Raw genomic sequence first — 18,831 nt, forward strand, 5'->3', positions numbered from 1 at the left:
GGAATCGGCCGGAACGCAACTCTCCGGGGCGATCGCCGGTGCGTTCTTATGTTCATCGAACGGTGGCCATACAGGGTCGTACGGCACAATGGCCCTGCCCGAAGCAGGTCCGACTCAAGTGACGGAATCGGCGTGATGAGCAAGACGACAGTGAAGGACGTCTCCACCGTGGCGGAGCCCGCGCCGGAACGCACCGCCGGAGCCTCGCGGGCCGAGGGCGGCAGCCGCGCCCTGGCCCTGCTGCTGGTGATCACCGGCGCGGCCGGAGTGCTCGCCGCCTGGGTCATCACGCTGGACAAGTTCAAGCTGCTCGAGGCGAAGGTCGCGGGCACCACCTTCACGCCCGGGTGCAGCCTCAATCCCGTCGTCTCCTGCGGCAGCGTCATGGAGAGCGACCAGGCCGCCGTCTTCGGGTTCCCCAACCCGGTGCTCGGCCTGGTGACCTACGGCATCGTCGTCTGCGTCGGCATGAGCCTGCTCGCCGGGGCGCGATTCCCGCGCTGGTACTGGCTGACCTTCAACGCGGGCACCCTCTTCGGCGTCGGATTCTGCACCTGGCTGCAGTTCCAGTCCCTGTACCGGATCAACGCGCTGTGCCTGTGGTGCTGCCTGGCCTGGGTCGCCACGATCATCATGTTCTGGTACGTGACGTCCTTCAACGTCCGCAAGGGCTTCCTGCCGGCGCCGACCTGGCTCAAGGGCTTCTTCGGCGAGTTCACCTGGGTCCTGCCGGTGCTGCACATCGGCATCATCGGGATGATGATCCTGACCCGCTGGTGGGACTTCTGGACCAGCTGACCGGGGCCTCGGCCCCCGGTTCCGGTGACCGGGCCCGCCACGTTGTCGGTGCCGTCATCTAGGGTTCAGAGCGTGGAGCCCGACCTGTTCACCGCCGCAGCCGAAGAACGCCAGGAGAAGGACCCGACCGGCAGTCCCCTCGCCGTGCGGATGCGCCCGCGCACCCTCGACGAGGTGGTCGGCCAGCAGCACCTGCTCAAGCCCGGCTCGCCCCTGCGCCGCCTGGTCGGCGAGGGCGCGTCCGGTCCCGCCGGACCGTCCTCGGTCATCCTGTGGGGCCCGCCGGGCACCGGCAAGACCACCCTGGCGTACGTCGTCTCCAAGGCCACCAACAAGCGCTTCGTGGAGCTGTCGGCGATCACCGCGGGCGTCAAGGAGGTCCGCGCGGTCATCGACGGCGCCCGCCGCGCGGTCGGCGGGTACGGCAAGGAGACCGTCCTCTTCCTCGACGAGATCCACCGCTTCAGCAAGGCCCAGCAGGACTCCCTGCTCCCGGCCGTCGAGAACCGCTGGGTCACCCTGATCGCCGCCACCACGGAGAACCCGTACTTCTCGGTGATCTCCCCCCTGCTCTCCCGCTCCCTCCTCCTCACCCTCGAACCGCTCACCGACGACGACGTCCGCGGCCTGCTCCGCCGGGCCCTGACCGACGAGCGCGGTCTGGGGGACGCCGTGGGCCTGCCCGAGGACACCGAGGATCACCTGCTGCGCATCGCCGGCGGCGACGCCCGCCGCGCCCTGACCGCGCTGGAGGCCGCCGCCGGGGCCGCGCTGGACAAAGGCGAGACGGAGATCGCCCTCACCACGCTGGAGGAGACGGTCGACCGGGCCGCGGTGAAGTACGACCGCGACGGCGACCAGCACTACGACGTGGCCAGCGCCCTGATCAAGTCCATCCGCGGCTCCGACGTGGACGCCGCCCTGCACTACCTGGCCCGCATGATCGAGGCCGGCGAGGACCCGCGGTTCATCGCCCGACGCCTGATGATCTCCGCCAGCGAGGACATCGGCCTCGCCGATCCGAACGCGCTGCCGATCGCCGTCGCCGCCGCCCAGGCCGTCGCGATGATCGGCTTCCCGGAGGCCGCGCTCACCCTGAGCCACGCGACCATCGCCCTGGCGCTCGCCCCCAAGTCCAACGCGGCGACCACCGCCATCGGCGCCGCCCTGGAGGACGTACGCAAGGGGTTCGCCGGTCCGGTGCCCTCGCACCTGCGGGACAGCCACTACAAGGGAGCGGGCAAGCTCGGCCACGGACAGGGCTACGTGTACCCGCACGACCTCCCGGAAGGCATCGCCGCCCAGCAGTACGCCCCGGACGAGCTGAAGGACCGCGCCTACTACGAGCCCACCCGGCACGGCGCCGAGGCCCGGTACGCGGACGCCGTCGAGTGGACCCGCGGACACCTCGGTCGCAAGCGGAGCTGAGCAACCTGTAGACTCGCCCGGAGTGCCGAGTCCCGTGCAGTCAGAACGGGACAACCGGCCGGAACCCCCAGCGGGTTCCAGGAGCGTCGCGCACCGTCGATAGGTGTCGCGGGCAGCCCACCACCACCCGGAGTTCCGGGAGCGGTCGGTGGGCCACTCGCGTGCTGCACGTATGTGCCCAGACCAGGGGAGCGGCTGCCCGACAGGTCCCACACGGACCCGGCGGGTTTCCCCGGCTGCGGATTGCGACCTCCCTCAACCCTGACAAGCCGGAAATCCAGGAAAGAGACACAGACAGTGGCGAACCAGCCCCGCCCCAAGGTCAAGAAGTCGCGTGCCCTCGGCATCGCGCTGACCCCGAAGGCCGTCAAGTACTTCGAGGCCCGCCCCTACCCGCCGGGTGAGCACGGCCGCGGCCGCAAGCAGAACTCGGACTACAAGGTCCGTCTGCTCGAGAAGCAGCGTCTGCGCGCGCAGTACGACCTCAGCGAGCGCCAGCTCGTCCGCGCCTACGAGCGTGCCTCCAAGACCAACATGAAGACCGGCGAGGCCCTGGTCATCGAGCTCGAGCGCCGCCTCGACGCGCTGGTCCTGCGTTCGGGCATCGCCCGCACGATCTACCAGGCCCGCCAGATGGTCGTCCACGGCCACATCCAGGTCAACGGCCAGAAGGTCGACAAGCCGTCCTTCCGTGTCCGCCCGGACGACGTCGTGCAGGTGCGCGAGCGCTCCAAGGAGAAGACGCTCTTCACCATCGCCCGTGAGGGTGGCTTCGCCCCCGACGGCGAGACCCCGCGCTACCTCCAGGTGAACCTCAAGGCCCTGGCGTTCCGCCTGGACCGCGAGCCGAACCGCAAGGAGATCCCGGTGATCTGCGACGAGCAGCTCGTCGTCGAGTACTACGCCCGCTGATCCCAGCCCCGGCGCGGTACCAGCGGTACTCAGCCCGTCGTCTCCTCACCCTTGCGGGTGGGTGAGGCGGCGGGCTTCGCCGTACGCGTGCCCGCCTTGGTGCGCCGCTTCGAGCCGCGCGGCACCGGCAGCGGGGCCCCGGGCCGCCGCAGCGCCCGCGACACCGCCTCCCGGCGGCCGAGCCGCGCCCCGTGCCGTACGCACTCCTCGTACCGCTCGTCGCCCAGCTGCTCCCGCGCCGCCGCCTCGCACAGCTCGTGGGGCGCGTTGTAGTGCGCCGAGCCGAACAGCGGCAGCCCCACCGACGGCCACATCCGCCCGGCCGCGCCCTGGAGCACCGCGGCCTCCGCCGCGTCGCCCTGCGCCACCGTGACCAGCGCCAGCAGCTCCACCGCGAGCACCGAGCCCAGCTGGTCGCGGAAGCGGTGGGCGCCGCTCAGAGAGTCGGTGAGCAGCTCGCGGGCGTGTTCCGGCCGGCTCTCGCTCCAGGCGGCGTAGGCCAGGACGTACAGGGCGTACCCCCGGGCCCAGCGCTCCCCGTGGTCCTCGCACACCTGGCGCACGTCCTCGCACAGACGTACGGCGTCCGCCAGATCGCCCTGGAAGGCCCGCGTCATGGCCAGCTCCACCTGGCCCATCAGCACGTTGCTGTTCAGCTCCCCGATCTCCCGGTAGCGGTCGAGCGCGGAGCGCAGCAGCGTCTCCGCACGCTGCATGTCGTCGGTGACCAGGGCCAGGCAGCCGGTGCGGTGCTCCGCGTAGGCCACCGCCGTCGGGTTCGCCGACCGCTCGGCCTCCTCCCGGCACTCCTGCAACGCCGCCAGCGCGGGCACCGTGTCGCCCTGGAGGATCGCCACGTAGCCGAGCACCCACAGCGCCTTCAGCCGGGACTGCTCGCCCGCCGTGCCCTCCGCGTCCAGCCGCACCGCCTGCTCCAGCCAGCGCCGCCCCTCCGACAGGCGTCCGCAGCCCACCCAGTGGAACCAGAGGGCGCCCGCCAGGTACTGGCCCAGGTGCGCTTCGTCCGGCTCGGTCAGGCAGTGCTCCAGCGCGTTGCGCAGGTTGGGCAGCTCCGCGTCCACCCGCACGGCGACCTCCCGCTGACGCGGCGAGAACCACTCCAGCTCGCACCAGGTCGCCAGGCCCACGTACCAGTCCCGGTGCCGCCTGCGCAGCCGCGCCGTGTCACCCGTCGCCTCCAGCCAGTCGGCGCCGTACGCCCGCACCGTGTCGAGCATCCGGTAGCGCACCCCGGCCGGAGTCTCCTCACGGGCCAGCACGGACTGGGCGAGCAGCGCCGAGAGCACGTCCAGCACGTCGTCGGCGGCCAGGCCCTCCCCGCTGCACACGTACTCGGCCGCCTCCAGGTCGAACGGTCCGGCGAACACCGACAGCCGCGCCCACAGCAGCCGCTCCTGCGGCGTGCACAGCTCGTGGCTCCAGCCGATCGCCGTGCGCAGCGTCCGGTGCCGGGGGAGCGCGGTACGGTCGCCGCCGGTCAGCAGGCGGAACCGGTCGTCCAGCCGGCGCAGCACCTGGCCGGGCGACAACGCGCCGAGGCGCCCCGCCGCCAGCTCGATGGCCAGCGGAATCCCGTCCAGACGCCGGCACAGCTCGCGTACCTCCCCGTCGCCCTCCGCCGGCGCGGCGTCGTGCCCGCACGGCAGGTGCCGCTGCCCGGCCCGCACCGTCAGCAGCTCCACCGCCTCCTCGGGCCGAAGCGGCGCCAGCGGTATCAGCCGCTCCCCGGCCACCCCCAGCGGTCTGCGGCCCACCGCCAGCACGCGGAGCGCCGGGGCGCGGCCCAGCAGTTCCGCCGTCAGCGCGGCGCAGGCGTCCACCAGGTGCTCGACCCCGTCCAGGACCAGCAGCAGCTCCCGCTCGGCGAGGTGGGCGATCAGCGTCTCGCGCGGCAGCCGGGTCGTGTGGTCGGTCAGCCCCAGCGCCTCCACCACGGCGTAGTCGACGAACTCCTCGTCGCGCACCGGCGCCAGATCCACCCGCCACACCCCGTCCCGGGGCGCGCACCGCGAGGCCGCCCTCGCCGCGAGGCGCGACTTCCCGACCCCGCCGGTCCCGGTCACGGTCACCAGCCGACCGGAGTCCAGCGCACCGGCCAGTTCGGCGAGTTCCGCCGCTCTGCCCACGAAGGCGTCGAGTTCCAGCGGCAGGTTGCCGTGCGGGATGCCCTCGCGTCGATGGTCTCGCATGGAACACAGAGCGTACTGAACCGTATTCACTGCGTACAATCGGTTCACGCGACTCCGCCGTACGCCCCCGGACGCGGGCGGTAATCCGGTACGGAGCTTCACGCCCGGCGCGATAGGCTCGGTGCACGACTTTTCCCGATGTTCAGGCACGACTTCCAGGGAGCGGGTGCACAGTGTCCGGTGGCGAGGTGGCCGGAATCCTGGTGGCCGTCTTCTGGGCGATCCTGGTCTCCTTCCTCGCCGTGGCACTGGCGAGACTGGCCCAGACGCTCAGGGCGACCACCAAGCTGGTGGCGGACGTCACCGACCAGGCCGTCCCCCTGCTGGCCGACGCCTCGTCGGCGGTGCGCTCCGCGCAGACCCAGATCGACCGGGTCGACGCGATCGCCTCGGACGTCCAGGAGGTCACGTCGAACGCCTCCGCGCTCTCCACCACCGTGGCCTCCACCTTCGGCGGGCCGCTGGTCAAGGTCGCCGCGTTCGGCTACGGCGTCCGCCGGGCACTCGGCGGTCGCAAGGAGGGCCCCGCGGGCCCGTCCAAGGAGCCGCGGCGCACCGTGATCGTCGGCCGTACGATCCCGGCCGCGCGGCGGACGAAGCGGAAGAAGGACTGATCCAGCGATGTTCCGCCGTACCTTCTGGTTCGGCTCCGGTGTCGCCGCCGGAGTCTGGGCCACCACCAAGGTCAACCGGAAGCTCAAGCAGCTGACCCCCGACAGCCTCGCCGCGACCGCGGCGAACAAGGCACTCGACGCGGGCACCCGGCTGAGGGACCGCGCGGTGGGCTTCGCACTCGACGTCCGGGAGAACATGGCCCAGCGGGAGGCCGAACTGGACGACGCGCTCGGGCTGAACGCCCCCGTCGACGGTGAACTCCCCGCGTCCCGGCGCCGCGCCGCCATCGAGAACCGCAGCATCGAGAACCGCAACAACCCCAAGTCCGTCCTCGACGTCAGGACGACGGACTCGTACAACCGGAATGAGGACCACTGATGGAGTCGGCCGAGATTCGTCGCCGCTGGTTGAGCTTCTTCGAGGAGCGCGGTCACACCGTCGTCCCTTCGGCGTCGCTCATCGCGGACGACCCGACTCTGCTCCTGGTCCCGGCCGGCATGGTGCCCTTCAAGCCCTACTTCCTCGGTGAGGTCAAGCCGCCCTTCGACCGCGCCACCAGCGTGCAGAAGTGCGTGCGCACCCCGGACATCGAAGAGGTCGGCAAGACCACGCGCCACGGCACGTTCTTCCAGATGTGCGGCAACTTCTCCTTCGGCGACTACTTCAAGGAAGGCGCCATCAAGTACGCCTGGGAGCTGCTCACCGGCGCCCAGGACAAGGGCGGTTACGGCCTCGACCCCGAGCGCCTGTGGATCACCGTCTACCAGGACGACGACGAGGCCGAGCGCATCTGGCACGACGTCGTCGGTGTCCCGTCCGAGCGCATCCAGCGTCTCGGCAAGAAGGACAACTACTGGTCCATGGGCGTCCCCGGCCCCTGCGGCCCCTGCTCCGAGATCAACTACGACCGCGGCCCCGACTTCGGCGTCGAGGGCGGCCCCGCCGTCAACGACGAGCGGTACGTGGAGATCTGGAACCTCGTCTTCATGCAGTACGAGCGGGGCGAGGGCATCGGCAAGGAGGACTTCGAGATCCTCGGGGACCTGCCGAGCCAGAACATCGACACGGGCCTCGGCCTGGAGCGGCTCGCCATGATTCTGCAGGGCGTGCAGAACATGTACGAGATCGACACCTCGATGGCCGTCATCAGGAAGGCCACCGACCTCACCGGCGTGGCCTACGGCGACGCCCACGCCTCGGACGTCTCCCTGCGCGTGGTCACCGACCACATGCGCACCTCGGTGATGCTCATCGGCGACGGTGTCACCCCCGGCAACGAGGGCCGCGGTTACGTGCTGCGCCGCATCATGCGCCGCGCCATCCGCAACATGCGCCTGCTCGGCGCCACCGGTCCGGTCGTGAAGGACCTGATCGACGTCGTGATCGAGATGATGGGGCAGCAGTACCCCGAACTGATCACCGACCGCGAGCGGATCGAGAAGGTCGCCCTCGCCGAGGAGAACGCCTTCCTGAAGACGCTGAAGGCCGGCACCAACATCCTCGACACCGCGGTCAGCGACACCAAGGCCGCCGGCGGCAGCGTCCTCGCCGGGGACAAGGCCTTCCTGCTCCACGACACCTGGGGCTTCCCGATCGACCTCACCCTGGAGATGGCCGCCGAACAGGGCCTCTCCGTGGACGAGGACGGGTTCCGCCGTCTGATGAAGGAGCAGCGCGAGCGCGCCAAGGCCGACGCCCAGGCCAAGAAGACCGGCCACGCCGGGGTCGGTGCCTACCGCGAGATCGCCGACCAGGCCGGTGCCACCGACTTCATCGGCTACACCGACACCGAGAGCGAGTCGACGATCGTCGGCATCCTCGTCGACGGTGCCTCCTCCCCGGCGGCCACCGAGGGCGACGAGGTGGAGATCGTCCTGGACCGCACCCCGTTCTACGCCGAGGGCGGCGGCCAGATCGGCGACACCGGCCGGATCAAGGTCGACACCGGCGCCGTCATCGAGGTCCGCGACTGCCAGAAGCCCGTCCCGGGCGTCTACGTCCACAAGGGCGTCGTCCAGGTCGGCGAGATCACCGTCGGCGCCAAGGCCCACGCCTCCATCGACGGCCGCCGCCGCACGGCCATCGCCCGGGCCCACTCGGCCACCCACCTCACCCACCAGGCCCTGCGCGACGCGCTCGGCCCGACGGCCGCCCAGGCCGGTTCCGAGAACCAGCCCGGCCGCTTCCGCTTCGACTTCGGTTCGCCCTCCGCCGTGCCCACGGCCGTGATGACCGACGTCGAGCAGAAGATCAACGAGGTGCTCGCCCGCGACCTCGACGTGCGGGCCGACGTCATGGGCATCGACGAGGCCAAGAAGCAGGGCGCCATCGCCGAGTTCGGCGAGAAGTACGGCGAGCGCGTGCGCGTCGTGACCATCGGCGACTTCTCCAAGGAGCTGTGCGGCGGCACCCACGTGCACAACACCGCCCAGCTCGGCCTGGTGAAGCTGCTCGGCGAGTCCTCCATCGGCTCCGGCGTGCGCCGCATCGAGGCCCTGGTCGGCGTGGACGCCTACAACTTCCTCGCCCGTGAGCACACCGTCGTCGCCCAGCTCCAGGAGCTGATCAAGGGGCGCCCGGAGGAGCTGCCGGAGAAGGTCTCCGCCATGCTCGGCAAGCTGAAGGACGCCGAGAAGGAGATCGAGAGGTTCCGCGCGGAGAAGGTCCTCCAGGCCGCCGCCGGTCTCGCCGAGTCCGCCAAGGACGTCCGCGGGATCGCCCTGGTCACCGGCCAGGTCCCGGACGGCACCACCGCCGACGACCTGCGCAAGCTGGTCCTCGACGTGCGCGGCCGCATCCAGGGCGGCCGGGCCGCGGTCGTGGCCCTCTTCACGACGGTCAACGGCAAGCCGCTGACGGTCATCGCCACCAACGAGGCCGCCCGTGAGCGCGGTCTCAAGGCCGGCGACCTGGTCCGCACCGCCGCCAAGACCCTCGGCGGCGGCGGTGGCGGCAAGCCGGACGTCGCCCAGGGCGGCGGCCAGAACCCGGCCGCCATCGGTGACGCCGTCGACGCCGTCGAGCGCCTCGTGGCGGACACCGCCAAGTGAGCGCCGACCAGCAGGGCACCCCGGCGCTGCGCCGGGGCCGCCGCCTCGCCATCGACGTGGGCGACGCCCGGATCGGGGTCGCCTCGTGCGACCCCGACGGGATCCTCGCCACGCCGGTGGAGACCGTCCCCGGCCGCGACGTCCCGGCGGCGCACCGCCGCCTCAGGCAGCTGGTCGAGGAGTACGAGGCGATCGAGGTCGTCGTCGGGCTCCCTCGCTCCCTCAAGGGGGGCGAGGGCCCGGCCGCGGTCAAGGTCAGAGGCTTCGCGCAGGAACTGGCCCGCGGCATCGCACCCGTCCCGGTGCGCCTCGTCGACGAGCGGATGACGACGGTGACGGCAGGTCAGGGGCTGCGTGCCTCGGGGGTGAAGTCCAAGAAGGGCCGGTCCGTCATCGACCAGGCCGCCGCTGTGATCATCCTCCAGCAGGCACTGGAATCCGAACGGGTGTCAGGCAGAGCGCCCGGCGAGGGCGTCGAAGTGGTCATCTGATCGCGATACGGTAACGTTCCGCGCGATGCGGAGGCATTCGAACAGCCACCGCACAGCAAGAGGCGGAACGGAAGCCGGCCCTCCCTGTCAGGCCGCGCACGCCCCGTCGCCTCGCGGCTCTAGGGGATCGATGACTGAGTATGGCCGGGGCCCAGGCTCCGAACCGTGGCATCCGGAGGACCCGTTGTACGGGGACGGCGGATGGGGCGGACAGCAGGCCCACACGGGTCAGCAGTCCCCCTACGGCGGCCAGCCACAGCAGTATCCGGAGCAGCAGCAGTCGCAGCAGCAGTACGGCGACTGGGGTGACGGCGGTCAGTCCGCCTATGGTCAGCAGCCGCAGTACGACCCGTACGGGCAGCAGCATCCCGAGCCGCAGTACGACCAGTACGGCCGGCCGCAGTACGAACAGCAGTACGCGTCCCAGCAGCACCAGCCGCAGCATCAGCAGCAGGGCTACGGCGAGGGCGGCTGGGACACCGGCGCGCATCCGCCCGCGCAGTACCCCGCCGACCCGTCGGACCCCTACGGTCCGCAGCCGGCCGCCTTCGGCGCGGAGCAGCCCGACTTCTACGGCACCCCGGAGGCGTACCCGCCCCCCGAGCCGCCCGGCCGTCGGCGCACCGATCCCGAGCCGCAACAGGACGACTGGGACCCGGGCCCCGACCAGGGGGAGCACGCCTTCTTCGCGGGCGGGGCCGCGGACGGGGAGGACGACGACGCGGGCGGTCGCGGGCGTGGTGACCGCCGGAGCGGACGGGGAGGCAAGCCCAAGAAGGGACGCAACGGAGTCGCGTGCCTCGTGGTCTGCCTGGTGCTCGGCGGTGGCGTGGCGGGAGTCGCCTATTTCGGCTACCAGTTCTACCAGGATCGTTTCGGCGCGGCTCCGGACTACGCGGGCGAGGGCAACGGCGAGCAGGTGACCGTCACCATCCCCAGGGGCGCCGGCGGCTCGACGATCGGTCAGGAGCTGAAGCGCGCGGGCGTGGTGAAGAGCGTCGACGCCTTCATCGCCGCCCAGCAGAGCAACCCCCGCGGCAAGAGCATCCAGGACGGCGCCTACACGCTGCAGAAGGAGATGTCGGCCGAGAGCGCGGTCGAACTCCTGCTCAGCCCCAAGAGCCGCAGCAACCTGATCATCGCCGAGGGCAAACGCAACGTCGACGTCTACAAGATGATCGACAAGCAGCTCGGCGTGGCCCAGGGCACCACGGCCAAGGTGGCCAAGACGGAGTGGAAGAGCCTCGGTCTGCCCGACTGGGCGCTCAACCACGAGAACGTCAAGGACCCGCTCGAAGGCTTCCTCTACCCGTCCAGCTACTCGGCGGCCAAGGGCCAGAAGCCCGCGGAGGTGCTGAAGCAGATGGTGGCGCGGGCCGAGGAGCAGTACGAGCGGATCGGCTTGGCGGAGAAGGCGGAGGGCCTCGGCCTGGACGGACCGTGGCAGCTGCTCACGGTCGCGAGCCTGGTGCAGGCGGAGGGAAAGACGCACGAGGACTTCCGGATGATGTCCGAAGTCGTCTACAACCGGCTCAAGCCCACCAACACCGAGACCAACCAGAAGCTCCAGTTCGACTCGTCCTTCAACTACCTGATGGGCCAGAGCAAGATCCACATCAGCGAGTCCGAGATCAACAGCAACATGGACCCGTACAACACCTACACCAACCGTGGCCTGCCGCCGGGACCCATCGGCAACCCCGGCGAAGAGGCCCTGCAAGCCGCGCTGAACCCCACGAAGGACGGCTGGATCTACTTCGTGGCCACCGACGGCGTGAGCAAGACCGAGTTCGCCAAGACCCACGACGAGTTCCTGAAGCTGAAGGAAAAGTTCGATGCCAGCTCGGGCAACTGAGCCCCGTCGGGCAGCTGTACTCGGCTCCCCGATCGCCCACTCCCTCTCCCCGGTCCTGCATCGCGCCGCCTACGCGGAGCTGGGCCTCGAAGGCTGGACGTACGACCGCTTCGAGGTCGACGAGGCGGCGCTGCCGGGCTTCTTCGAGGGGCTCGGCCCCGAGTGGGCGGGACTGTCGCTCACCATGCCGCTCAAGCGGGCGGTGATCCCGCTGCTCGACGGCATCAGTGACACGGCGGCCTCCGTGGACGCGGTGAACACCGTGGTCCTCACCGCGGACGGCCGCAGGACCGGCGACAACACCGACATCCCCGGCATGGTCGCCGCCCTGCGCGAGCACGGCATCGAGAAGACCGAGACCGCCGCGATCCTCGGTGCCGGCGCCACCGCCTCCTCCGCCCTGGCCGCGCTCGCCCGGATCTGCACCGGCGAGATCACCGTCTACGTGCGGAGCGAGGCCCGCGCCGCCGAGATGCGGGGCTGGGCCGAGCGGCTGGACGTCGGCGTGCGCATCGCCGACTGGGCGGACGCCGAGGAGGCGCTGCGCGCCCCGCTGGTCGTCTCGACCACCCCGGCCGGTACCACCGACGCGCTCGCCGCCGCCGTACCCGAGATGCCCGCGACCCTCTTCGACGTGCTCTACGACCCGTGGCCGACCCCGCTCGCCGCCCGCTGGTCGGCACACGGCGGCGCCGTCGTCAGCGGCCTCGACCTGCTGCTGCACCAGGCGGTGCTCCAGGTGGAGCAGATGACCGGCAGCCCGTCGGTGCCGCTCGCGGCGATGCGGTCCGCCGGGGAGCGCGCCCTCGCCGGCGGCTGACCGCGAAGCACGTCCGCGCCCGCCGGAGGCGGTCCGCGGCGCCCCCCGCGCCCTGTCCGGCCAGCGGACCGATTCCGGCCCGTACCTCCGGACGTGGGAGGATCGTCGGTGGCGGGCCGGGGCCGCGCACCCGGTCGGGCCGTTGCCGCACGCGGAGCAGACGCGTGCGCAGGGCATACCGGGGCGCGAGCACTGAGGAGCATCGTTGAGCAGGTTGCGCTGGCTGACCGCGGGGGAGTCCCACGGTCCCGCACTCGTCGCGACGCTGGAGGGACTGCCCGCCGGCGTGCCGATCACCACGGACATGGTGGCGGACCATCTGGCGAGGCGGCGGCTCGGCTATGGACGCGGTGCGCGGATGAAGTTCGAGCGGGACGAGGTCACCTTCCTCGGCGGCGTCCGGCACGGCCTCACCCTCGGATCCCCGGTCGCGGTCATGGTGGGCAACACCGAGTGGCCGAAGTGGGAGCAGGTCATGGCCGCCGACCCGGTGGACCCCGAGGTGCTGGCCGGCCTCGCCCGCAACGCCCCGCTGACCCGCCCCCGCCCCGGCCACGCCGATCTCGCGGGCATGCAGAAGTACGGCTTCGACGAGGCCCGGCCGATCCTGGAACGCGCCTCCGCGCGGGAGACGGCCGCCCGGGTGGCCCTCGGCGCCGTGGCGCGGTCGTACCTGAAGGAGACCGCGGGCATCGAGATCGTCAGCCACGTGGTGGAACTGGCGGCGGCCAAGGCCCCGTACGGCGTGTACCCGACCCCGGCCGACGTGGAGAAGCTGGACGCCGACCCGGTGCGCTGCCTCGACGCGGACGCCTCGAAGGCGATGGTCGCGGAGATCGACCAGGCCCACAAGGACGGCGACACCCTCGGTGGCGTGGTCGAGGTCCTGGCGTACGACGTCCCGGTCGGGCTCGGCTCGCACGTGCACTGGGACCGCCGGCTGGACGCCCGGCTGGCCGCCGCCCTCATGGGCATCCAGGCCATCAAGGGCGTCGAGGTCGGCGACGGCTTCGGCCTGGCCCGGGTGCCGGGCTCGAAGGCGCACGACGAGATCCTGACCGGCCCCGACGGCATCAAGCGCGCGACCGGCCGCTCCGGCGGCACCGAGGGCGGTCTGACCACCGGTGAGCTGCTGCGCGTCAAGGCGGCGATGAAGCCGATCGCGACGGTGCCGCGCGCCCTGCAGACCGTGGACGTCGCCACCGGCGAGGCCGCGCAGGCCCACCACCAGCGCTCCGACGTGTGTGCGGTGCCCGCCGCCGGCATCGTCGCCGAGGCGATGGTCGCCCTGGTCCTGGCGGACGCGGTGGCCGAGAAGTTCGGCGGCGACAGCGTGCCGGAGACGCGCCGCAACGTGCGCTCCTACCTCGACAACCTGGCGATCCGATGAGCACACCGCTGATCGTGCTGGTCGGACCGATGGGCGTCGGCAAGTCCACGGTCGGGCAGCTGCTGGCCGAGCGCCTCGGCACCGGCTACCGGGACACGGACGAGGACATCGTCTCCACGCAGGGGCGGTCCATCGCCGAGATCTTCGTGGACGAGGGCGAGGACGCCTTCCGCTCCCTGGAGAAGGAGGCCGTGCGGACCGCGCTCGCCGAACACGACGGGGTCCTCGCCCTCGGCGGCGGCGCCGTCCTGGACGCGGACACCCGGGCCCTGCTCGCCGGCCGGCGGGTCGTCTACCTCTCCATGGACGTCGAGGAGGCCGTCAGGCGCACCGGCCTGAACGCCGCCCGCCCCCTGCTCGCGGTCAACCCGCGCAAGCAGTGGCGCGAGCTGATGGAGGCCCGCCGTCACCTGTACGAGGAGCTCGCCACGGTCGTCGTGGCCACGGACGGCCGTACACCCGAAGAAGTCACCCGAGCCGCCCTGGACGCACTGGAGTTGAAGGAAGCATGAGCGAGGCAGTCACCCGGATCCAGGTCGGCGGCACCGAGGGCTCCGACCCCTACGAGGTCCTGGTGGGACGGCAGCTCCTGGGCGAGCTCGGCGGCCTGATCGGTACCAGGGCCAAGCGGGTCGCGGTGATCCACCCCGAGGCCCTCGCCGAGACCGGCGACGCGCTGCGCGCCGACCTCGCCGAGCAGGGCTACGAGGCCGTCGCCATCCAGGTGCCCAACGCCGAGGAGGCGAAGACCGCCGAGGTCGCCGCCTACTGCTGGAAGGCGCTCGGCCAGTCCGGTTTCACCCGCACCGACGTCGTCGTCGGGGTCGGCGGCGGTGCCAGCACCGACCTGGCGGGCTTCGTGGCCGCGACCTGGCTGCGCGGCGTGCGCTGGATCGCCGTACCGACCACCGTGCTGGCCATGGTGGACGCGGCCGTCGGCGGCAAGACCGGCATCAACACCGCCGAGGGCAAGAACCTCGTCGGCTCCTTCCACCCGCCCGCCGGCGTCCTGTGCGACCTGGCCGCGCTGGATTCCCTCCCGGTCAACGACTACGTCTCCGGTCTCGCCGAGGTCATCAAGGCCGGCTTCATCGCCGACCCGGTGATCCTCGACCTGATCGAGTCCGACCCGCAGGCCGCCCGCACCCCCGCCGGACCGCACACGGCCGAGCTGATCGTGCGCTCGATCAAGGTGAAGGCGGAGGTGGTCTCCTCCGACCTCAAGGAGGCCGGCCGCCGCGAGATCCTCAACTACGGACACACCCTCGGCCACGCCATCGAGAAGAACGAGCGCTACAAGTGGCGCCACGGCGCCGCCGTCTCCGTCGGCATGCACTTCGCCGCGGAGCTGGGCCGCCTCGCGGGCCGGCTGGACGACGCCACCGCCGACCGCCACCGCACCATCCTGGAAGCGGTCGGGCTGCCGCTGCACTACCGCTACGACCAGTGGCCCAAGCTCGTCGAGAACATGAAGATCGACAAGAAGTCCCGCGGGGACCTGCTGCGCTTCATCGTCCTGGACGGCCTGGGCAGGCCCACCGTGCTGGAGGGACCCGACCCGGCCGTCCTCCTCGCCGCCTACGGCGAGGTGGGCGAGTAGTACCCCGGCGCACCTTCCGTCCGATCCGCCTCGCGCGACGGGCACTTCGCACCGCCCCCGGCCGTTCACCGAATGACGGCCGGGGGCGGTACCGTTCGGTCGGTCGTCCTCCCACGCCTTTAGGCTGTGGGGGAAAGCGGGGGGACCCCTCCTGCTGTCAGCGCCCATCGCCTGTACGAGACGGAGTGGCACCGGATGCAGCACGCAGTGGGTTCTCCGCTGCCGCCGCCCCATCAGCCGGGGCACGGACCGGCCGTCGGCTGGTCCCCGGCCGCGCACCACCCGGGCCCGCAGCAGGGCCCCGCCCCCGTGCCGCCGCCCGCGGCGCCGGGCTACCCGATGCAGGCCCCGCCCCCCGTGGCCCCCCAGCAGGCCCCGACCCCGGTGGCGCCCCAGGCCGCGGCCCCGGGACCGCACCAGGCGGCGCCCGTCCCGCCCCCTCCGGACACCACCGGTCACGTACCGCTGCCGCCCGGCGGGCCCTTCGCCGTGCCCCCGGCCACGGCCGCCGCCCCCGACCCGACGACGACCACCCTCGCGGTGCTCCTCATCGGCCCCGCGGGCGCCGGCAAGACCAGCGTCGCCAAGTACTGGGCCGACCACCGCCGGGTCCCCACCGCGCACATCAGCCTCGACGACGTCCGCGAGTGGGTCCGCTCCGGCTTCGCCGACCCCCAGACCGGGTGGAACGAGAACTCCGAGGCCCAGTACCGCCTCGCCCGCCGCACCTGCGGCTTCTCCGCGCGCAACTTCCTCGCCAACGGCATCTCCTGCATCCTCGACGACGCCGTCTTCCCGGACCGCCCGGTCGTCGGGCTCGGCGGCTGGAAGCGGCACGTGGGCCCCGGCCTGCTCCCGGTCGTCCTCCTGCCGGGCCTGGACGTCGTCCTGGAGCGCAACGCCGAACGCAGCGGCAACCGCCGCCTCACCGACGAGGAGGTGGCCCGCATCCACGGTCGGATGGCCGGCTGGTACGGATCGGGGCTGCCGATCATCGACAACTCGCAGCTCGGCGTACCGGAGACGGCCCGGGTCCTGGACGAGGTCCTCGCCCGTTCCATAGCGAGCCCTCCGAACTGGTAGAGAGCGGCACCGGGGACGACCGAAGGGGCGCGGGGGACTGCGCGACCGACCCCCACCGGCGGCCCGACGGCGCACGAACTCCCGCCGCTCCCGCGACCGACCACCCGCGCTTCCCCACTCGGCCTCTCCCGAGCGGCGCCCGGCGGGCGAAGCTCTTACGCTCGGCTCATGTCAGAGGTGTACGCGGCCCGCCGGACGCGCCTACGAGAACGCTGCAACGCGGGCGGCAGCGCGGCGGCGCTCGTCTCCCGGCCCGCCAACGTGCGCTATCTCGCGGGCGCCGCCCCGCGCGGCGCCGTGCTGCTGCTGGGCAAGACCGAGGACCTGCTGGTCTGCTCCGGCCCGCTCGACGACCGGCCCACCGAGGGCCGGCCCGACGACTCCCTCCCGGTGCGCGCGCTGCCCGGACCCGGCGGCGACCCGGCCGTGTCGGCCGCCGGCCTCGCCGCGGCCCAGGGGGCGGAGTCCCTTGCCACCGAGGACCACCACCTCACCGTCGTCCGGCACCGCGCCATGGGCTCGGTAGCCCCCCGGCTGCGCCTGACCGACCTCGGCCAGGCGGTCGAGCAGCTCAGGGTCGTCAAGGACGAGGAGGAGATCTCCTGCCTGCGCATCGGCGCCGAGATCGCCGACCAGGCCCTCGGAGAACTCCTGGAGTCCATCCTGGTCGGCCGTACCGAGCGGCACCTCGCCCTGGAACTGGAGCGGCGGCTCGTCGACCACGGTGCCGACGGCCCCGCGTTCCCCACCTCCGTCGGCACCGGCCCGAACTCCGGGCGCCGCGGCCACCGGCCCACCGACCGGCGGGTGGAGGAGGGGGACTTCCTCTCCGTCTGCCTGGGCGCGACCTACCGCGGGTACCGCTGCGAGATCGGGCGTACGTTCGTCATCGGCACCTCTCCGGCCGACTGGCAGATCGAGCTGTACGACCTGGTCTTCTCCGCCCAGCGGGCCGGCCGGGAGGCCCTCGCACCGGGCGCCGCCTGCCGTGACGTGGACCGCGCGGCCCGCCAGGCACTCGACTCGGCCGGGTACGCGGAGAACCTTCCGAACCTCACCGGTCACGGCGTCGGACTCGAAATCGACGAGGACCCGCAGTTGGCCCCCGCGGCCATGGGTAAACTGGACGCTTGTGTGCCGGTCACCGTCGAACCGGGGGTCCACCTCCCGGGCCGGGGCGGGGTCCGGATCGATGACACGCTCGTCGTGCGCCCCGAGGCGGACGGCGGACCCGAGCTACTCACCATCACGACCAAGGAGCTGCTCGCGCTCTAGCCTTCACGCTGTGCGCAGGCCGGCACCGGGGTCGTCCACGTCAGTCCAGTCCAGGAGATTCCGCAACCGTGGCTTCCACGAACGACCTCAAGAACGGCATGGTGCTCAAGCTCGAAGGCGGCCAGCTCTGGTCCGTCGTCGAGTTCCAGCACGTCAAGCCCGGCAAGGGCCCGGCCTTCGTGCGCACCAAGCTCAAGAACGTGCTTTCCGGCAAGGTCGTCGACAAGACCTTCAACGCCGGCGTCAAGGTCGAGACGGCCACTGTCGACAAGCGTGACATGCAGTTCTCCTACATGGACGGCGAGTACTTCGTCTTCATGGACATGGAGACCTACGACCAGCTGCACGTCGACCGCAAGGCCGTCGGCGACGCCGCCAACTTCCTGATCGAGGGCTTCACCGCCACCGTCGCGCAGCACGAGGGCGAGGTGCTCTTCGTCGAGCTGCCGGCCGCCGTCGAGCTGGTCATCCAGGAGACCGAGCCGGGTGTGCAGGGCGACCGCTCCACCGGCGGCACCAAGCCCGCCACCCTGGAGACCGGTCACCAGATCAACGTCCCGCTCTTCATCACCACCGGTGAGAAGATCAAGGTCGACACCCGCACGAGCGACTACCTCGGCCGGGTGAACAGCTAACCGTGGCTGCCCGCAACACGGCCCGCAAGCGCGCCTTCCAGATCCTCTTCGAGGGCGATCAGCGCGGCGCCGACGTCCTGACGGTGCTCGCCGACTGGGTCCGGCACTCCCGGTCCGACACCCGGCAGCCGCCGGTGAGCGAGTACACGATGGAGCTGGTCGAGGGCTACGCCGAGCGCGCCGAGCGCATCGACGAGCTCATCGCCCAGTACTCGGTCGGCTGGACGCTGGACCGCATGCCGGTCGTCGACCGCAACATCCTGCGTCTGGGCGCGTACGAGCTGATCTGGATGGACGCGACCCCGGACGCCGTCGTCCTGGACGAGATGGTGCAGCTGGCGAAGGAGTTCTCCACGGACGAGTCGCCCGCGTTCGTCAACGGCCTGCTCGGCCGGCTGAAGGACCTCAAGCCCTCGCTGCGTCGCGACGACGAGAGCTGAGCGGCACCCCCGGGGGAGACACCCACCCTGCCGGAGGGCCCACGGCCGTGTGCTGTGGGCCCTGCGGCGTTTTCAGGCCGCCGCGCGCCGCACAGGGCTCATGACAAAGCCGCCGGGGGGGGGGGGGGGGGGGGGTGGTGGTAGGGCCCACCGGAAGAGTCTTCCAGTCTGGGCGGGGTGCGGAGAGGGACGTCCGCGGTAAATACCGTCGCCGTGCTAGCCATGTCGG

General features: G+C 71.8%; 17 protein-coding genes. 16 read left to right on the plus strand and 1 reads right to left on the minus strand.

Going from position 1 to position 18,831, the window contains the following annotated elements:
• Positions 1-135 precede the first annotated feature (135 nt).
• The 3 genes from AC07FV_RS22880 to rpsD all read left to right on the plus strand — a co-directional run bounded on the left by AC07FV_RS22880 (position 136) and on the right by rpsD (position 3,138).
• Positions 136-798, plus strand: coding sequence for a vitamin K epoxide reductase family protein (locus tag AC07FV_RS22880; RefSeq protein WP_479089162.1), 663 nt, complete (start codon positions 136-138; stop codon positions 796-798).
• Between the two features lie 72 nt (positions 799-870).
• Positions 871-2,226 carry a replication-associated recombination protein A gene (locus AC07FV_RS22885; RefSeq protein WP_479089163.1) on the plus strand — a complete coding sequence of 452 codons (1,356 nt, stop codon included), beginning with the start codon at positions 871-873 and terminating at the stop codon, positions 2,224-2,226.
• Between the two features lie 297 nt (positions 2,227-2,523).
• A complete protein-coding gene (gene rpsD / locus AC07FV_RS22890) occupies positions 2,524-3,138 on the plus strand; it encodes a 30S ribosomal protein S4 (RefSeq protein WP_003977321.1) in 615 nt (204 codons plus the stop codon).
• A 29-nt stretch (positions 3,139-3,167) separates the two neighbouring features.
• On the opposite strand, the gene AC07FV_RS22895 is transcribed toward rpsD, so the two are convergent.
• Positions 3,168-5,348, minus strand: coding sequence for an ATP-binding protein (locus tag AC07FV_RS22895; RefSeq protein ID WP_479089164.1), 2,181 nt, complete (start codon positions 5,346-5,348; stop codon positions 3,168-3,170).
• A gap of 173 nt (positions 5,349-5,521) precedes the next feature.
• Here AC07FV_RS22895 and AC07FV_RS22900 point away from each other — a divergent pair, with 173 nt between their 5' ends.
• The 13 genes from AC07FV_RS22900 to nusB all read left to right on the plus strand — a co-directional run bounded on the left by AC07FV_RS22900 (position 5,522) and on the right by nusB (position 18,602).
• On the plus strand, positions 5,522-5,962 hold the full coding sequence (locus AC07FV_RS22900) for a DUF948 domain-containing protein (RefSeq protein WP_479089165.1): 441 nt from the start codon (positions 5,522-5,524) through the stop codon (positions 5,960-5,962).
• Between the two features lie 7 nt (positions 5,963-5,969).
• Complete coding sequence (locus AC07FV_RS22905) at positions 5,970-6,341, plus strand: hypothetical protein (protein ID WP_479089166.1); 372 nt, start codon at positions 5,970-5,972, stop codon at positions 6,339-6,341.
• A complete protein-coding gene (gene alaS / locus AC07FV_RS22910; protein ID WP_479089167.1) occupies positions 6,341-9,013 on the plus strand; it encodes an alanine--tRNA ligase in 2,673 nt (890 codons plus the stop codon). The genes AC07FV_RS22905 and alaS overlap by 1 nt, the downstream gene beginning before the upstream one ends.
• Complete coding sequence (gene ruvX, locus AC07FV_RS22915) at positions 9,010-9,504, plus strand: Holliday junction resolvase RuvX (RefSeq protein ID WP_479089168.1); 495 nt, start codon at positions 9,010-9,012, stop codon at positions 9,502-9,504. The genes alaS and ruvX overlap by 4 nt, the downstream gene beginning before the upstream one ends.
• A gap of 130 nt (positions 9,505-9,634) precedes the next feature.
• Positions 9,635-11,359, plus strand: a complete 1,725-nt coding sequence (gene mltG, locus AC07FV_RS22920; RefSeq protein WP_479089169.1) for an endolytic transglycosylase MltG — start codon at positions 9,635-9,637, stop codon at positions 11,357-11,359.
• Positions 11,340-12,179, plus strand: a complete 840-nt coding sequence (locus AC07FV_RS22925; RefSeq protein ID WP_479089170.1) for a shikimate dehydrogenase — start codon at positions 11,340-11,342, stop codon at positions 12,177-12,179. The genes mltG and AC07FV_RS22925 overlap by 20 nt, the downstream gene beginning before the upstream one ends.
• A gap of 205 nt (positions 12,180-12,384) precedes the next feature.
• Positions 12,385-13,569, plus strand: a complete 1,185-nt coding sequence (gene aroC, locus AC07FV_RS22930; RefSeq protein WP_356605685.1) for a chorismate synthase — start codon at positions 12,385-12,387, stop codon at positions 13,567-13,569.
• Positions 13,566-14,081, plus strand: coding sequence for a shikimate kinase (locus tag AC07FV_RS22935; protein WP_479089171.1), 516 nt, complete (start codon positions 13,566-13,568; stop codon positions 14,079-14,081). The genes aroC and AC07FV_RS22935 overlap by 4 nt, the downstream gene beginning before the upstream one ends.
• The gene (gene aroB / locus AC07FV_RS22940; RefSeq protein WP_479089172.1) at positions 14,078-15,169 is read left to right on the plus strand and encodes a 3-dehydroquinate synthase; all 1,092 of its coding nucleotides are present in this window, start codon (positions 14,078-14,080) and stop codon (positions 15,167-15,169) included. Before AC07FV_RS22935 ends, aroB begins: the two co-directional genes overlap by 4 nt.
• A gap of 195 nt (positions 15,170-15,364) precedes the next feature.
• Positions 15,365-16,252 (plus strand): Pro-rich N-terminal domain-containing protein, encoded by an 888-nt coding sequence (locus tag AC07FV_RS22945; protein WP_479089173.1) that lies wholly within the window; start codon positions 15,365-15,367, stop codon positions 16,250-16,252.
• Positions 16,253-16,420: 168 nt separating this feature from the next.
• Positions 16,421-17,527, plus strand: coding sequence for an aminopeptidase P family protein (locus AC07FV_RS22950; RefSeq protein ID WP_479089174.1), 1,107 nt, complete (start codon positions 16,421-16,423; stop codon positions 17,525-17,527).
• Between the two features lie 68 nt (positions 17,528-17,595).
• Positions 17,596-18,162 carry an elongation factor P gene (gene efp, locus AC07FV_RS22955; protein WP_095933031.1) on the plus strand — a complete coding sequence of 189 codons (567 nt, stop codon included), beginning with the start codon at positions 17,596-17,598 and terminating at the stop codon, positions 18,160-18,162.
• A 2-nt stretch (positions 18,163-18,164) separates the two neighbouring features.
• The gene (gene nusB / locus AC07FV_RS22960; protein ID WP_479089175.1) at positions 18,165-18,602 is read left to right on the plus strand and encodes a transcription antitermination factor NusB; all 438 of its coding nucleotides are present in this window, start codon (positions 18,165-18,167) and stop codon (positions 18,600-18,602) included.
• Positions 18,603-18,831 lie beyond the last annotated feature (229 nt).

The sequence above is a fragment of the Streptomyces sp. NPDC045956 genome (genome assembly GCF_056430705.1).

Excerpts from the sequence above, each read along its gene's own strand:
- AC07FV_RS22905 (WP_479089166.1), top strand. The coding sequence starts at position 5,970 with ATGTTCCGCCGTACCTTCTGGTTCGGCTCCGGTGTCGCCGCCGGAGTC.
- alaS (WP_479089167.1), top strand. The coding sequence starts at position 6,341 with ATGGAGTCGGCCGAGATTCGTCGCCGCTGGTTGAGCTTCTTCGAGGAG.
- AC07FV_RS22950 (WP_479089174.1), top strand. The coding sequence starts at position 16,421 with ATGTCAGAGGTGTACGCGGCCCGCCGGACGCGCCTACGAGAACGCTGC.
- mltG (WP_479089169.1), top strand. The coding sequence starts at position 9,635 with ATGACTGAGTATGGCCGGGGCCCAGGCTCCGAACCGTGGCATCCGGAG.
- AC07FV_RS22945 (WP_479089173.1), top strand. The coding sequence starts at position 15,365 with ATGCAGCACGCAGTGGGTTCTCCGCTGCCGCCGCCCCATCAGCCGGGG.
- AC07FV_RS22880 (WP_479089162.1), top strand. The coding sequence starts at position 136 with ATGAGCAAGACGACAGTGAAGGACGTCTCCACCGTGGCGGAGCCCGCG.
- AC07FV_RS22925 (WP_479089170.1), top strand. The coding sequence starts at position 11,340 with ATGCCAGCTCGGGCAACTGAGCCCCGTCGGGCAGCTGTACTCGGCTCC.
- AC07FV_RS22935 (WP_479089171.1), top strand. The coding sequence starts at position 13,566 with ATGAGCACACCGCTGATCGTGCTGGTCGGACCGATGGGCGTCGGCAAG.
- aroB (WP_479089172.1), top strand. The coding sequence starts at position 14,078 with ATGAGCGAGGCAGTCACCCGGATCCAGGTCGGCGGCACCGAGGGCTCC.
- AC07FV_RS22895 (WP_479089164.1), bottom strand. The coding sequence starts at position 5,348 with ATGCGAGACCATCGACGCGAGGGCATCCCGCACGGCAACCTGCCGCTG.